Below are 15,148 nucleotides of genomic sequence, written 5' to 3'. Positions count from 1 at the left end.
CCGCCGCCGCCCCGCCCTGCCCGCAGGCGCGAAGCCCGCCGGCCAGGGCCTGGGTGTAGAGCAGCGTGCCGGTGCTGGGCTGGCCGGCGGACACGGCGATGTTGCGCCGGCGCGTCGACAGGCGCTGGCCATATTCAAGCCAGCGCAGCTCTTCGACCGGCGACACCGAAACATGCGAATCCGAACCCACGCCCCAGTGGCCGCCGGCCGACAGGAACTCGCGCAGCGGGAACAGGCCGTCGCCCAGGTTGGCTTCGGTGGTCGGGCAGATCGCCACGGTGGCGCCGCTGGCGACGATGCCCTGCACTTCCGCAGGCGCCAGGTGGGTGGCATGCACCAGGGTCCATGCCGGGCCGACGGGTGCGTTGTCGAGCAGCCACTGCACCGGGCGCGCGCCGCGCAATGATTCGCATTCCTGGACTTCGCCGATCTGTTCGGCGATGTGGATATGCACGGGAAGCGACTGCCCCTGCACTGCAGCCAGCAGCGCCGTCATCGCATCGGCCGGCACGGCCCGCAGGCTGTGCAGGGCCACGCCCACGTCCACGGTGGCGCCGCGTTGCGCCTGCAGCGACTGCAGCAGCGCCAGGTAGGCGTCGAGCGAATGGCCGAAGCGGCGCTGGCGTTCGCCCAGCGCGCGGCCGTCGAAGCCGCCGCTCATGTAAAGCACCGGCATCCGCCTGACGATGCTGCCGGTGTCGCGCGCGGCGGCGACCAGCGACTTCGACATCGCCGCCGGGTCGTCGTAGGGGCGGCCGTCGGGCTGGTGGTGCAGGTAGTGGAATTCACAAACGGTGGTGAAGCCTGCTTCCAGCATTTCCGCGTACAACTGGCAGGCGACCGCGTACTGGCTGTCGGGATCCAGGCGCGCCGCGAAGTGGTACATCAGCTCGCGCCAGGTCCAGAAACTGTCCTCGGGGCGGCTCTGGCGCTCGGCCAGGCCGGCCATCGCGCGCTGGAAGGCGTGCGAATGCAGGTTGGGCAGGCCGGGGAGACGCCAGTGCCCGTCCGGGCTCGCGACGGGAACGACGGCGGTGGCTGTGACGGGCGTGGTCATGGCCAAAGTTTCGCATGCGGCCGGCGCGGGCGCATACAATGTTTCGCCATGGGCGCCCTCTCCGGCATCACCGTGCTTGAACTCTCCCGCGTGCTGGCCGGCCCCTGGTGCGGCATGACGCTGGCCGACCTGGGCGCCGACGTCATCAAGCTCGAATCCTTCGACGGCGACGATACCCGCGGCCTGGGCCCGCCCTTCCTCGACGGCATGTCGGCCTACTTCGCCTGCTGCAACCGCAACAAGCGTTCGCTGGCCATCGACCTGCGCGCGCCGGCGGCGCGGCCCTTGCTCGAAGCCCTGGTGCGCAGCGCCGACGTCCTGGTCGAAAACTACCGCACCGGCGGCGCCGAATCGCTGGGCGTGGGCTACGAGGCCATGGCTGCGATCAATCCGCGCCTGGTGTACTGCTCGATCTCCGGCTACGGCCGCGACGGCCCGGGCGCGATGCGGCCCGGCTACGACTACGTGGTGCAGGCCGAGGCCGGCCTGATGTCGATCACCGGTCCGGCCGATGGCGAAGCCAGCAAGGTCGGCGTGGCCGTGGCCGACCTGGCCACCGGCCAGAACGCCGCCACCGCCATCCTGGCGGCGCTGCTGCAGCGCCAGCGCGACGGTCGCGGCCAGCGCATCGACGTTTCACTCTTCGACACCCAGCTGTCCCTGCTCGCCAACGTCGCCGGCAACGCCCTGTTCACCGGCGTCGATGCGCCGCGCTTCGGCAACGCCCATCCCAGCATCGTTCCCTACCAGGCCTTCGCCGCCAGCGACCAGTCCTTCGTGCTGGCGGTCGCCAGCGAGAAACTCTGGGCCCAGCTCTGCCGCGCGCTGGGGCAGCCGGGCTGGCTGGAGGACGAACGCTGGAACAGCAACGCCGCGCGCGTGAAAAATCGCGACTCCATCTGCCAGACACTGGCCGACCTGTTCAGGGCCGAACCCGCGGCGCACTGGCTGGCCCTGTTCGACCGCGCCGGCATTCCCGCGGCGCCGATCAACAGCGTCTGCCAGGCGCTGGACCACCCGGTGGCCCACGCCCGCGGCATGCGCTACGAACTGGGCGGCATCCCGCTGGTCGGCAGCCCGATCCACCTGTCCGGCTCGCCGGCGCGGCGCGAACTGCCGCCGCCGCGCCTGGGCGAACACAGCGACATGATCGTGCGCGCCGCCGGCTTCGAGCCCGATGGACTGCGCGCCGCCGGAGCCATCCGATGATCGGCCGGCTTGCGCCGCCCTGGGACCGCCTGCTGCTGGACGCGCGCCTGGCGACGCTGCGCGACGACCTGGGTGCCTACGGCGTCATCGAATACGCGGCGCTGGCCTGGAAGGACGGCCTGGTCGCTTTCGCCGGCCCGGCCAGCGAACTGCCCGGCGAACCTGCCACGCTGGCCGCCCGCGTCGAATCCGCCGAAGGTCGCTGGATCACCCCGGGGCTGGTCGACTGCCACACCCACCTGGTGTTCGCCGGCGACCGCGCCCAGGAATTCGAACGCCGCCTGCAGGGCGCCAGCTACGAACAGATCGCCCGCGAAGGCGGCGGCATCCTGTCCAGCGTGCGCGCCACCCGCGCCGCCAGCGAAGACGCCCTGCTGGCGGCGTCGCTGCCGCGGGCGCGTTCGCTGCGCGCCGACGGCGTGACCACGGTCGAAATCAAATCCGGCTACGGCCTGGACTTCGACAACGAACGCAAGATGCTGCGGGTCGCGCGCCGCATCGGCGAGGAGCTCGGCCTCACCGTGCGCACCAGCTACCTGGCCGCGCATGCCCTGCCGGCCGAGTTCGCCGGCCGCGCCGACGACTACATCAGCGCGGTGGTGCAGTGGCTGCCCCGCCTGCACGAAGAAGGCCTGGTCGATGCCGTCGACGCCTTCTGCGAAGGCATCGGCTTCACTCCCGACCAGACACGCCGGGTTTTCGAAGCGGCGCGCGCACTGGGCCTGCCGGTGAAGCTGCACGCCGACCAGCTCAGCGACCTCGGCGGCGCGGCGCTGACTGCAGAGTTCGGCGGCCTGTCGGCGGACCACATCGAATGGACCAAGGACGGGGCCGTGCGTGCGATGGCGGCCGCGGGCACGGTGGCCGTGCTGCTGCCCGGCGCTTTCCACGTGCTGCGCGAAACGAAGCTGCCGCCGCTCGATTCATTGCGTGCGCATGCCGTGCCGATGGCGGTGGCCACCGACCTCAACCCAGGCACCGCGCCGCTGCAGTCGCTGCGCCTGGCGATGAGCCTGGCCTGCACGCATTTCCGCCTCACCCCGGAAGAAGCCCTGCGCGGCGCCACCGTGCACGCGGCCCGCGCGCTGGGCCTGCACGACCGCGGCCGGCTGGTCGCCGGCCAGCGCGCCGACTTCGTGCAGTGGCGCATCGGCCACCCCGCGGAACTGGCCTACTGGCTGGGCGGCGACCTGGTTCACTCCGTGCACGTCGCCGGCCGCCGCCTGGACTGAAACGAAAAAACCCCGCCGGAGCGGGGTTTTCAGCGATGGGGCCGGGGCCCCACGTATTGCCTGCTTACTTGGCAGCAGCCTTCTTGGCCGCGGCCTTCTTCGCCGGTGCCTTGGCCGGGGCCTTCACCGAAGCGGCGGCCTTGCCGGCGGTCGGCTTGCTGACGGTCTGCGCGCGGGCATTGCCGTGGCTACCGGCGAAACGCTTGCCCTTGGCGGTCTTCTTGTCGCCCCTACCCATGGTGTTTCCTTGAAAGTGTGTGTACGTGGGGCGCGTAGCCTAACACCGCGCGGCGCGGGCACCAAGGCGCGGCGCCGGGATCAGTGGCTGTGGCCGTAGGACAGGCGCAGGTTGACCAGGTGGGCGACCGCGATAAGCACGCCACCGGTGGCCATCGCGGCCGCGTGCGGCAGCACCGACTGGTGCAGCGGCGGGTACAGCAGGGCCAGCCAGACCAGGAACAGGCCCGGCGCCACCATCAGCCAGGCGTGGTAGGCGCGGTGGCCGCGGTAGCCCAGGTAAAGGCTGACCACGGCCAGCACCGTGGCCAGGCTGGTGAAGGCCCATTCAACCCCGTGCCAGGCCACCAGGCCCAGGCCCAGCGCCGGCAGCAGGGCCAGCGCCACGGGCACCATCAGGCAATGCAGGGCGCAGACGAAGGCGCCGAACGCACCCAGGCGGTCGGCCCAGGCGGGCAGCTGGAAGCGGCGGCGGGCCGCCGGCACGGCGAGGGTTTCGGGCGTGGTGCTGGGGGGCGTTGCAGGCATGGGCGGATGGTATAACATTTCCTATTGGAACAGTATAACATTCCCCCAATCGCAACCCGGAGCCCGATCCGCCCATGTCCCGACTGCCCCGCTTCGCACCGCTTGCCCTGGCCCTTGCCGCCGCCCTGCCCGCCCTGGCGCTGGCCCAGGACGCCGCCCCGGACCCCGAGCATGCGCACGACGTCGCCAGGACCCTGGACGTCGTCGAGGTCACCGCGTCGCCGCTGCGCCAGGGCATCGAGGACCTGGCGCGGCCGGTGGACGTGCTGACCGGCGAAGAACTCGACGCCCGCAAGTCCGGCACCCTGGGCGAAACCCTGGAGCGCCAAGCCGGCGTGCAGTCGGCCAGCTTCGGCGCCGGCGTCGGCCGCCCGGTCATCCGTGGCCTGGAAGGCGCGCGCGTGCAGGTGCTGGCCAACGGCGGCAGCGCCCTGGACGTCTCGACCGTCAGCGCCGACCACGCGATCGGCATCGAACCCTTCCTGGCCGACCAGATCGAAGTGCTCAAGGGCCCGGCCAGCCTGCTTTACGGCAGCGGCGCCATCGGCGGCGCGGTCAACGTGGTGGACGGCCGCGTGCCGACCGCCCAGGTCGGCCGAACGGTCGCCGGCCGCGCCGAACTGCGTCATTCCAGCGTGGACGACGGCACCGTGGGCATGGCGCGCGTGGACGCCGACGCCGGCGCGCTGACCCTGCATGCCGACCTCTTCCGACGCGACAGCGGCGACGTGCGCATCCCCGGCTATGCCTTTTCGCCGGACCTGATCGCCGAGGAAATCGAGGAAGGCGAAGACCCCGACCATTTCGCCCGCGGACGCCTGCCCAACAGCGCGCTGACCACCGAAGGCGGCGCCCTGGGCGGCAGCTGGTTCGGCGAACGCGCCTGGTTCGGCATGGCCGCCAGCACCTACCGCAGCGAGTACGGCATCCCGCCGGGCGCCCATGCGCACGAGGAAGAGGAAGGACACGACGAAGAGCATGACGAAGACCACGAAGAGCACGGGGACGAAGAGGAAGTCGTGCGCCTGGACCTGCGCCAGGACCGCTTCGAGGCCCGCGGCGGCATCCGCGACGTCGGCGCCTTCGCCGAACTGAACTGGCGCGTGCAGCGCAGCCTCTACGAACACAGCGAACTCGAAGGCGACGAGGTCGGCACGGTGTTCAACAACACCGGCACCGAAGCGCGCTTCGAGGCGGTGCAGCGCGAGATCAACGGCTGGCGCGGCGCGTTCGGCCTGCAGATGTCCCACCGCGACTTCGAGGCCATCGGCGAGGAGGCCTTCGTGCCGCCGTCGATCACCCGCGACCTGGGCGTATTCGCGCTGCAGGAAAAGGACTTCGGCCAGTTCAAGCTGGAACTGGGCGCGCGCCACGAACGCGTGAGCGTGTCACCCGCGACCGGCGCCGACGCCGACCGCAACGCCACCAGCCTGGCGGTCGGCGGCCTGTGGCGTTTCTCCGAAGCGGCGCACCTGAGCCTGAACCTCAACCGCGCCGAGCGTGCGCCTTCGGCCGAGGAGTTGTTCTCCGACGGCGCCCATGTCGCCACGCAGTCCTACGAGCTGGGCGACGCCTCGCTCGACACGGAAGTGGCGATGGGCGCCGAGCTGGGCCTGCACCTGCACCACGGCCGCTTCGACGGCAAGCTGGCGGTGTACCGCACGGCGTTTGACGACTTCATCTACCTCGCCGACACCGGCCTGGAGCAGGACGGGCTGCCGCTGCGCGCATGGACCCAGGCCGACGCCACGTTCACCGGCTGGGAAGCGGAGCTGGACATCGAACTGGCCGACAACGCCAGCGGCCTGTGGAACCTGCGCCTGTTCGCCGATTCCGTGGACGCGAAGCTCGACGGCGGCAGCCGCCTGCCGCGCATCGCCCCGGGCCGCGCCGGCGCCGACCTGGTCTGGAACCAGGGCGCTTGGCGCGCGCGCCTGGGCGCCGTGCGCGTGCAGCGCCAGGACGAAGTCGCGCAGTTCGAAACCGCCACCGACGGTTACACCCTGGTCGATGCCGGCATCGCCTATCACTGGGACACCGGCATGGCCGGCTGGGAAGCCTTCGTCGAAGGACGCAACCTGGGCGACGAAGAAGCCCGGGCGCATACCTCCTACCTGAAGGACTTCGCGCCGCTGCCCGGCCGCAACGTGATGGCCGGCATCCGCGTCAACTTCTGAAACCCGGCTGGGCCACCGGGTCGGCGGGACTATTCGTAGTCTTCGCCGACCGCCGGGTCGGGCGCGTCCGGACGATCCACCGGATCGGGGTCGTCCTCGATCACTTCGTCGGGGTCGGCGGCTTCTTCGACCGCCTGCTGTTCGCTGGTTTCGGTGCCCAGGTGGAAGGCCGCGTAACCCGGCAGCACCGACTGATTGAGCGCCATGCCGATGACGCGGCCGGCGACCGGCGCCAGGATGTAGCGCTCGACGTTGGCCACCGGGTCGATCACCCGGCCCAGGCGCTGGCCCGACTGCACGCGCTGGCCCAGGGTGACTTCGCTGATGAGCAGGCCGCCGGAGTTGGCGCGAACCCAACGCGAGTCCAGGAAAATCGGCGCCGGGTCGGGACGCTTCGCAACGACCGCGGGATCGAGCGGCAAGCCGGCGCCTTCGGCCGCGGCCGGGTCCTCGCGCATGCCGGTCTGCACCATCAGCCGTTCAATGGCGGCCACGGCCTGGGCGATTTCCTCGGGCTCGAGCCGCGCCGGCGCACCGGCTTCGAAGGTCACCGCCGGCACGCCAACGGCGGTCGCGGCGACGCGCAGCATGCCCTTGTTTCCCGGGCTGTGCAGCACGACGGTATTGCCGAAGTGGCGGCTGAATTCCAGTACCTCCGGCCGGGTCAGGTCGGCGCGCACCTGCGGCAGGTTGCTTCGTTCGAAGGAACCGGTGTGGAAGTCCACCAGCATGTCGCAGTGGCTGATGATGTCCTGGAAGAATCCATTGGCGATGCGCGAGGCGATCGAACCGCTGCGCGAGCCGGGGAAATAACGATTCAGGTCGCGCCGGTCCGGCAGGTAGCGGGTGCCGCGCGAATAACCGTGCACGTTGACGATAGGAACGCCGATCACCGTGCCCGACAGCCGGGTCGGGTCGATGCCGTGGGCCAGGCGGCGCACGATCTCGACGCCGTTGATTTCGTCGCCGTGCACGCCGGCCACCAGGCACAGCACCGGCCCGGAAAGCGCACCGCGCGTGACCACGACCGGACTGGGGATTTCCGCCGCGCTGATGCCGCCGCCCGGGCGCCACTCGAGCTGCATGCGCGTGCCCGGCACGACCAGGCGGTCGAGGATCGCCAGCGGCGTCACCAGGTCGGACGGCGGCGCCAGGAAGTCTTCAGGCAGGGCCAGGCCGATCGGCGGCGGCGGCGGACTGTCGTCGCCGCCCGGGGGCTGAACCGGGAAATCCTGCGCCCGGGACGCGCCCGCCGCCAGCAGCAGGGCCAGCCCGGCGGCGGCGTACTTCACGCCGCGGCGCATTGCGCGCACAGGCCGTGCACTTCCAGGGTCTGCGCGCGCGGGGCGAACCCCAGGGCACGCGCCTGATCGTCGAGCAGGCCGCAGATGCGTTCGTCCTCGAGCTCGATCGCCGACTGGCAGTTGTCGCAGATGAGGAAGGGCACCGAATGGCGCAGGTTCGGGTGGTGGCAGCTGATGAAGGCGTTCACCGAGGCCAGGCGGTGGATGAACCCCTGCTCGAGCAGGAAGTCGAGCGCGCGGTAAACCGTGGGCGGCGCGCTGGAGCCGTTTTCTTCCTTCATCGCGTCCAGAAGGTCGTAGGCCTTCACGGGCTTGCCGGCGTCGGCGATCAGGCCCAGCACCTGCGCCCGCAGCGGGGTCAGGCGCAGGCCACGGTCGGCGCAGGCCTCCTCGACCGCGCGCACGTAGGCACCGGCATCGTGGACGTGGTGGTCCGGGTCGGTGCAATCGTGGACGGCGTGTTTGTTCGTACGCGGCATGGGTCTAGGGTGGGGCCTGCAAGCCCCGAAATCAACGCCTTGCAGCGCTTTTGTGGGAGGGGCTTCAGCCCCGATTGCGTGAAGGCCCGACGTCGGGCAATCGGGACTGAAGTCCCTCCCACAACGAAGCTAGGCGGGCAGCATGCCGAGCGCGACGTCGATGCGCGCCAGGGCTTCGGCCTGCCCGGCCAGGAAGACCGTGTGGTCGATCGAGGGGCTGACCTGGGTGCCGGTGATCGCCACGCGCAGCGGCTGGGCGATCTTGCCCAGGCCCACGCCCAGGGCTTCGGCGGTGGCGCGCAGGGCGGCATCCACGCCGGCCGGGCTCCAGTCGGCAACCGCCGCCAGGCGCGTGCGCACCTCCGACAGCGGCGTCCTTGCGGCCGCCGTGAAGTGTTTGGCCACCGCGGCCTCGTCGTAGGCCTTGAGCGGGCAGTACCAGACGTGGGCGCGTTCGGCCATTTCCTTCAGGGTCTGCACGCGGTCGCGCAGCGCCACCACCACGTCGGCGGGTTTCGGGCCCTTCGATACGTCGTAACCGTGCGCCACCAGCTGCGGCTCGAAGTGCTTCGCCACGTCCTCCGGCTCGTCGGTCTTGAGGTAGTGCTGGTTCAGCCAGCCCAGCTTGGCCGGGTCCAGGCGCGAGGCCTTCTGGTTGACGTCCTCGATGGCGAACAGCGCCTTGAGCTCGTCGCGGCTGAAGATTTCCTGGTCGCCGTGCGACCAGCCAAGCCGCGCCAGGTAATTCACCAGCGCATGCGGCAGGTAGCCCTCTTCCTTGTAGGACATGACGTTGGCCGCGCCCGAACGCTTGGAGAGTTTGGCGCCCTCCGGGTCGAGGATCATCGGCATGTGCGCGAAGTGCGGCACGGTGGCACCCAGCGCCTTGTAGATGTTCACCTGGCGCGGCGTGTTGTTGACGTGGTCGTCGCCGCGGATGACGTCGGTGATGCCCATGTCCAGGTCGTCCACCACCACCGCGAAGTTGTAGGTGGCGTAGCCGTCGGAGCGGAAGATCACCAGGTCGTCGAGTTCATCGTTGCTCCACTCGATGCGGCCCTTGATCTTGTCCTCGAACACCACGCTGCCGCCGATCGGGTTCTTGAACCGGATGACGCGGTTGGGGTCGTCGCGTTTTGCTTCGTTGCGGTCGCGGTAGTAGCCGTTGTAACGCGGCTTGAGGTTGGCGGCCATCGCCGCCTCGCGCATGGCCTCGAGCTCTTCCTTGGTTTCGTAGGCGTAATAGGCGGTGCCGTCGGCGACCATCTTTTCCGCGACCTCGCGGTAGCGGTCCAGGCGGTCGGTCTGGAAGATCGGGCCTTCGTCGTAGTCCAGGCCCAGCCAGTCCATGGCTTCCAGGATGGCGTCGATGGCGGCCTGGGTGCTGCGCTCCCGGTCGGTGTCTTCCACGCGCAGGATGAACTGGCCACCGCGGCGGCGCGCCTCCAGGTAGCAGTACAGCGCCGTGCGGGCGCCGCCGATGTGCAGGAAACCAGTCGGGCTGGGGGCGAAGCGGGTGCGGCAGGTCATCGTGGGGGCCGGGTCGGGACGGTGGGCCGCGCATTTTACGGCAAAAGCCCGGCCGGGCCGGCCGGCTGCGCTACCATGGCGCCGTTCCCCCGCGATTTGGCCCGATGTCCCTGCGCCTGACCCTGCTTTCCCTGCTGTTGCCGCTTGCCGCCCTCGCCTCGCCCACCGTGCCGCCGGCCCTGCCGGAACCGGCCACGGAGGCAACGCCGGCGCCGCCGGCCCCGCGCGTGCTGCTGGTGACCACCCTGGGCGAGATCACCCTGGAGCTGGACGCCGCCGCGGCGCCGCACACGGTCGAAAACTTCCTGGCCTATGCCCGCGACGGCCACTACAACGGCACCATTTTCCACCGGGTCGTGCCCGGGCTGCTGGTACAGGCCGGCGGCTTCACGCCCGACCTGCAGGCCAAACCTACGCGCGCGCCGGTGCCCAACGAAGCCGGCAATGGCCTGTCCAACCAGCGCGCCACCGTGGCCGCCGCCCGCGACCGCGGCGTGTCGGATTCGGCCACCACGCAGTTTTTCATCAACCTCGCCGACAACCCGGCCTTCGACCGCAAGGATGAGGCCGGGCCCTACACCTCCGGCTACGCCGTGTTCGGCCGCGTGGTGCAGGGCATGGACGTGGTCGAGCGCATCGCCACCATGCCGACCGGCTCGCAGGGCCCGTTCACCGGCTGGGTGCCGACCACGCCGGTGGTCATCGAACGCGTGCAGATACTGGAACCGTCGGCGCCGTGAGCCTGCTTTTTGTTTCCGACCTGCACCTGGACGCCGCGCGCCCGGCCACCACCCGGGCCTTCCTGGAACTGCTTGAAGGCCCGGCGCGCCGGGCCGAAGCCCTGTACATCCTGGGCGACCTGTTCGAAGCCTGGGTCGGCGACGACGATCCGGGCGAACCCGGCACCAGCGTCTGCGCCGCGCTCAAGGCCCTTTCCGGCAGCGGCGTGCCGGTGTTCCTGATGCGCGGCAACCGCGATTTCCTCTACGGCCAGCGCATGGCCGAACGCTGCGGCGCGACGCTGCTGCCCGATCCCTGCGTGGTGTCGCTGTACGGCGTGCCGACCCTGCTGATGCACGGCGACCTGCTGTGCACGGACGACACCGCCTACCAGGCCTTTCGCCTGCAGGTGCGCGACCCCGCCTGGCAGCAGCAGTTCCTGGCCCAGCCGCTGCCCGCGCGCCAGGCATTTGCCGCCCAGGCGCGCGCCGCCAGCCGCGAACACCAGCAGGGCGCGTCGGAATCGATCATGGACGTCACGCCCGCGGCGGTGGCGGAAACCATGGCGCGCTTCGGCGTCAGCCGCCTGATCCACGGCCACACCCACCGGCCGGCGATGCACGCGCTGCTGGTCGATCAACGGCCGGCGCAGCGTATCGTGCTGGGCGACTGGTACGACCAGGGCAGCCTGCTGTGGGTCGGCCCGGACGGCCTGGTGCTCGAAACCCTGGCCGTGCCCGGACCCGACGCCGCCCACTGACCCCTTGCGCGGCTGGCGGACTTCGCCGGCTTCATGCGTAAGCAGGACACCTTCCAAAGGAGTCCCTGCCATGAGCCTCGACCGCCGCCGTTTCCTGCAGTTTGCCGCCCTGGGCAGCCTTGTCGCCGCCGCACCGGCCCTGGCACGCCCGCGGACCGGCGCCCGCGGCGACACCCGCCTCGCGCTTTCTTTTTCGTCCTTCCCGGGCATCGGCCGGATCGGCGGCCCCAAGCTGGCCGATGCCATCTGGTCGAATGCGAAGGTGAAGGCGCGCGTCGACGAGCCACTGCCCGTGCAACTGCTGGCGGCACGCTTCGAAGGCAGCAAACCCGTCGCGGCGTTTGCCTCGCCGGTGGCGAAGTTCGCACCCGGCGATGACGGCCGCACGCTCGGAAAACTGCTGCCGGGCGACATGTACTTCCCGGGCGACATGTTCCTGCCCGGCGACATGTATCTGCCGGGCGACATGTACCTGCCGGGTGACATGTATCTTCCCGGCGACCTGTTCGGAAAGGATCCCGACCGACTGTTCGCCACGCGCGACGCGCAGAAGCTGCTGGGCAGCGCGATCGCGAACTCGTCGGAGAGCCGGCCCAAGGCGCTTGTGCTGTTCGCGTTCGCCCTCGTCAGTCCCGGTGCCGGCATTGCCTCGCAGGGCCTGGTCTTCGAGCTGGAAAAAAAGTGACGGCACGCCGGCCGCGCCGGAAGCATGCAGTAGACTCCGGGACAGGCGCTGCCCCGGAGTCGCGATGAACGACGCTGCCGAACAGAATGCTCCCGATGCCGCGGCCGAGCCGGTGCCGGCCGAGCTGGACGCGCAGATCTATGCCCAGCTGCGCGCCATTGCGCGCCGCCACCTGGCCCAGTGGGGCGCCGGCGTCACCACCAGCCCCACCACCATCGTGCACGAAGCGTGGATGCGCCTGGCCGGCAACGGCGGCGCCTACTGGGGCGACCGCGCGCACTTCCTCGCCGTGGCTTCGCGGGCGATGCGGCAACTTCTGGTGGACAAGGCGCGGCGCCGGATGGCCGCCAAACGCGGTGCCGGCGCGGTGCATCTGGACGACCCGGAGCAGGCCGCCGACGACCCCTTGGCACGCGCCACCGTGCTGCATGTGGACGCGGCGCTGGCGGCGCTGGAAAAACACGACGCCATCCTGGCGCGCGTGGTCGAATGCCGCTTCTTCGCCGGGCTCAGCTCCGCCGAAACCGCGCTCGCGCTCGGCCGATCACAGCGCACGGTCGAGCGCGACTGGGCGCGGGCACGCGCCTACCTGGTGCTGGCGCTGCAGGACTAGGCCATGGCCGGCGGACAGCCCGACTGGAAACGCATAGACGCACTTTTCGACGCCTGCCTGGAGCTTGGCGACGATGAGCGTCGTTGCCTGCTCGACAGCCAGTGTGGCGACGACCCGGCGCTGAGGCGGCGGGTCGAGTCGCTGCTTGCGGCCAGTTCGCGCGGCGACGCTTTGCTTGAACAGCGTGAAGCCATGCTCGAAGGCCTGCTTCCCGCCGGCGTGCGCGATGCCGGACCGGTGCTCGAACCCGGCGCCCGGCTGGGCGACTACCGCATCGTGCGCCTGATCGGCGAAGGCGGCATGGCCCGCGTTTACCTCGCCGAGCAGCTGGCCACGGACTGGCAGCGCCAGGTCGCCATCAAGGTGCTGGCGGTGGGCGGCGCCGACATGCTGGCGCGCTTCCATGCCGAACGCCGCATCCTGGCCGGGCTGGAACATCCGGGCATCGCCCGGCTCATCGACACGGGCACGACGTCCGACGGCCTGCCCTACCTGGTCACCGAACTGGTGGAAGGCGAAGCCATCCATCGTTATTGCGCCCGCCGGGGACTGGGGCTGCCGGCGCGCCTGGACCTGTTCCTGCAGCTTGCCGATGCGGTGCAGCACGCACATGCCCGGCTGATCGTGCATCGCGACATCAAACCCTCGAACGTGCTGGTCGACGCCGAAGGCCGCGTGCGCCTGCTCGATTTCGGCATCGCCCGCCTGGTTGAAGGGGATGACCATGATCCGCTGACCCGTTCCGGCCAGCTGCCGATGACGCCCGAGTACGCCGCGCCCGAACAGCTGGCCGGCGGCGCCATCAGCATCGCCATCGACATTTACCAGCTGGGCCTGATGCTGTTCGAACTGGTGACCGGGCAGCCGCCCTGGAAACACTGGACCAGCAGCACCGACCTGCCCTCGCGGCTGCTGCCGCGGGCCAGCGCGGCGGCGCAGGCAGCAAAAACATCGTCGCCCCCCTTGGACACCCGACGACTGCGCGGCGACCTCGACGCGATCATCGAACGCGCAACCGCCAGTCGCCCGGGCGACCGCTATGCCACCGTGCAGGGACTGGCCAATGACATCCGCCGCCACCTTCGGGGCGAGCGCCCGGAGGTTCGGCGCGAAAGCCTGGCCGCCGGCCTGTCGCGACTGGCACGCCGCAATCGCGTGGCGGCGCTGGCCAGCGTGCTGCTGCTCGCCGCGCTGGTGGGCTGGGCCGCGACCCTGCAGTGGCATTCCACCCGGCTTGAGCGCGAGCGCGAAACCGCCCAGCGCGAAGCCCTGCGCGCGCAGCACGCCCGCGCTTTCCTGCTCGATGTGTTCCAGCGTTCGGACCCGCTGCTGCAGGAACAACCCGGCGAACAGGAAATCGTCGCCTGGCGCTGGCTGCCGCAGGTGGAAGCCGATGCCCGCCGCGCCCTGGCCGGCACCCCGGGCGTGCAGGCCGACCTGTTCGAAAGCATCGGCGCGCTCTACCGGCGGGCCGGCGAAACCGAAGCGGCCGAACGCCTGCTGCGCGAAGCGCTCACCCTGCACGCCCGCCTCGACCCACCCGACCGCGGCGCCATGGCCCGGATCCGCGCCGAGCTGGCTTCGGTGCTGAGCGGCGACGGCCCTTCCGAAGAAGCCGGCCTGTTGGTGGCGCAGGCACTGGAAGAGGCAAGGTCGCTGGCGCCGGCGGAGCCACGCACCGCGATCGCGGTGCTGCTCGATGCCGCCACCGTCGCCGGCGCCGGCGCACGCAGCGAAGAGCAGGCCGCGCTGATGCGCGAAGCCCTGGCGTTGCTCGAACGCGGCGACGCCCCCGAACCAGTGGCCGAAGCCGAGGCGCGGCTGAGCCTGGCCAACGCCCTGATCGCCCAGGGCGACGCGCTTGCCGCGCTCGACGAATCCACGCTGGCGCTGCAGCGCGCCTCCGAAGCCCTGGGCCCGCGCCATGGCCGCCTGGTGGGCATCCTCTCGAGCCAGGCCACTGCCCTGGGACGCCTCGGCCGGCACGACGAGGCCCAGGTCGCGCTGCGTCGAGCGCTTGAAATCCAGCAGCGCTGGGACCACCCCGACAGCACCACCGTGCAGGCCCTGCGCAACAACCTGGCCATCGCCCTGGGCGGCGCCGGCCGGCGCGACGAAGAACAGCGGGAACTTCGCCTGTTGCTGGAACAGCGCAGCCGCAGCAGGGGCAAGGACCATCTTGAAGTCGGCCGGACCTGGCAGAACCTGGGCGCCTCCCTGGCCAAGAGTGGCGACAACGACGCGGCGGCCCAGGCCCTGGCCGAAGCCCTGCGCATCTTTGCGCTCAAGCTTCCCGAAGGTCATCCGCAGCGCGCCTTCCCGCATATCTCCATGGCACTGGTGCACCTGCAGGCCGGAGACCCCGCCCGTGCGGAAACCGCCGCCCGACTCGCCGCAGAAGGCCTGCGCGATGCCGTTCCCGAAGGCCACTTCGCCCACGCCGTGGTTGCCTGCCTGTTCGCGGAGGCACGCCACCTGCAGGCGCCGACGGCGGAGTCGCTCGCCGAACTGCGTAAACAGGCAGGGCGCCTGGGTTCGGACCCGTCGGCGCCCGCCGACTACCTGCAGCGCTGCGATGCCGCCGCGCGCGGGTCCGATGTCTCCTGACCCGAGGAAA

The 15,148-nt window shown here is 70.7% G+C and carries 14 protein-coding genes; 8 read left to right on the top strand and 6 right to left on the bottom strand.

The window, feature by feature from the left end:
- On the bottom strand, window positions 1–1,057 hold a 1,057-nt coding region (gene hutF / locus AACZ35_RS00590; protein ID WP_339824769.1), incomplete at its 3' end, for a formimidoylglutamate deiminase.
- A gap of 48 nt (window positions 1,058–1,105) precedes the next feature.
- On the opposite strand from hutF, the gene AACZ35_RS00585 reads away from it, so the two are divergent.
- Both AACZ35_RS00585 and hutI read left to right on the top strand, forming a co-directional pair.
- Complete coding sequence (locus AACZ35_RS00585; protein WP_339824766.1) at window positions 1,106–2,266, top strand: CoA transferase; 1,161 nt, start codon at window positions 1,106–1,108, stop codon at window positions 2,264–2,266.
- Window positions 2,263–3,498 carry an imidazolonepropionase gene (gene hutI, locus AACZ35_RS00580; RefSeq protein ID WP_339824763.1) on the top strand — a complete coding sequence of 412 codons (1,236 nt, stop codon included), beginning with the start codon at window positions 2,263–2,265 and terminating at the stop codon, window positions 3,496–3,498. The genes AACZ35_RS00585 and hutI overlap by 4 nt, the downstream gene beginning before the upstream one ends.
- Window positions 3,499–3,562: 64 nt before the next feature.
- Here the strand turns inward: hutI and AACZ35_RS00575 are convergent, their stop codons facing one another.
- Window positions 3,563–3,736, bottom strand: coding sequence for a 30S ribosomal protein THX (locus tag AACZ35_RS00575; protein WP_188660901.1), 174 nt, complete (start codon window positions 3,734–3,736; stop codon window positions 3,563–3,565).
- Between the two features lie 80 nt (window positions 3,737–3,816).
- Entirely contained in the window at window positions 3,817–4,263 is a 447-nt protein-coding gene (locus AACZ35_RS00570) for a MerC domain-containing protein (protein WP_339824755.1), read from the bottom strand.
- Window positions 4,264–4,337: 74 nt separating this feature from the next.
- Between AACZ35_RS00570 and AACZ35_RS00565 the strand changes: the two genes are divergently transcribed.
- Window positions 4,338–6,440, top strand: a complete 2,103-nt coding sequence (locus tag AACZ35_RS00565) for a TonB-dependent receptor (RefSeq protein WP_339824754.1) — start codon at window positions 4,338–4,340, stop codon at window positions 6,438–6,440.
- A 29-nt stretch (window positions 6,441–6,469) separates the two neighbouring features.
- Here AACZ35_RS00565 and AACZ35_RS00560 read toward each other — a convergent pair whose 3' ends face one another.
- From AACZ35_RS00560 to gltX, 3 genes are all read right to left on the bottom strand, one after another.
- On the bottom strand, window positions 6,470–7,732 hold the full coding sequence (locus tag AACZ35_RS00560) for a succinylglutamate desuccinylase/aspartoacylase family protein (RefSeq protein WP_339824752.1): 1,263 nt from the start codon (window positions 7,730–7,732) through the stop codon (window positions 6,470–6,472).
- A complete protein-coding gene (locus AACZ35_RS00555) occupies window positions 7,729–8,223 on the bottom strand; it encodes a transcriptional repressor (protein WP_339824751.1) in 495 nt (164 codons plus the stop codon). Before AACZ35_RS00555 ends, AACZ35_RS00560 begins: the two co-directional genes overlap by 4 nt.
- A gap of 129 nt (window positions 8,224–8,352) precedes the next feature.
- Window positions 8,353–9,753 (bottom strand): glutamate--tRNA ligase, encoded by a 1,401-nt coding sequence (gene gltX, locus AACZ35_RS00550; RefSeq protein ID WP_339824748.1) that lies wholly within the window; start codon window positions 9,751–9,753, stop codon window positions 8,353–8,355.
- 104 nt (window positions 9,754–9,857) lie between these two features.
- Between gltX and AACZ35_RS00545 the strand changes: the two genes are divergently transcribed.
- The 5 genes from AACZ35_RS00545 to AACZ35_RS00525 all read left to right on the top strand — a co-directional run bounded on the left by AACZ35_RS00545 (window position 9,858) and on the right by AACZ35_RS00525 (window position 15,138).
- Complete coding sequence (locus tag AACZ35_RS00545) at window positions 9,858–10,493, top strand: peptidylprolyl isomerase (RefSeq protein WP_339824746.1); 636 nt, start codon at window positions 9,858–9,860, stop codon at window positions 10,491–10,493.
- Entirely contained in the window at window positions 10,490–11,233 is a 744-nt protein-coding gene (gene lpxH / locus AACZ35_RS00540; RefSeq protein ID WP_339824743.1) for a UDP-2,3-diacylglucosamine diphosphatase, read from the top strand. Before AACZ35_RS00545 ends, lpxH begins: the two co-directional genes overlap by 4 nt.
- A gap of 70 nt (window positions 11,234–11,303) precedes the next feature.
- Window positions 11,304–11,918, top strand: coding sequence for a hypothetical protein (locus AACZ35_RS00535; RefSeq protein WP_339824740.1), 615 nt, complete (start codon window positions 11,304–11,306; stop codon window positions 11,916–11,918).
- A gap of 64 nt (window positions 11,919–11,982) precedes the next feature.
- Window positions 11,983–12,531 carry an ECF-type sigma factor gene (locus tag AACZ35_RS00530; protein ID WP_339824737.1) on the top strand — a complete coding sequence of 183 codons (549 nt, stop codon included), beginning with the start codon at window positions 11,983–11,985 and terminating at the stop codon, window positions 12,529–12,531.
- 3 nt (window positions 12,532–12,534) lie between these two features.
- Window positions 12,535–15,138: a protein kinase gene (locus tag AACZ35_RS00525; protein ID WP_339824735.1), complete on the top strand. Its 2,604-nt coding sequence runs from the start codon at window positions 12,535–12,537 to the stop codon at window positions 15,136–15,138.
- The last annotated feature ends 10 nt before the right edge of the window (window positions 15,139–15,148 follow it).

This window comes from uncultured Arenimonas sp. (assembly GCF_963976025.1).
Classification (GTDB): domain Bacteria; phylum Pseudomonadota; class Gammaproteobacteria; order Xanthomonadales; family Xanthomonadaceae; genus Arenimonas.
Note: the sequence above shows the minus strand (reverse complement) of the source record. Positions and strands in the feature narration are given on the sequence as shown.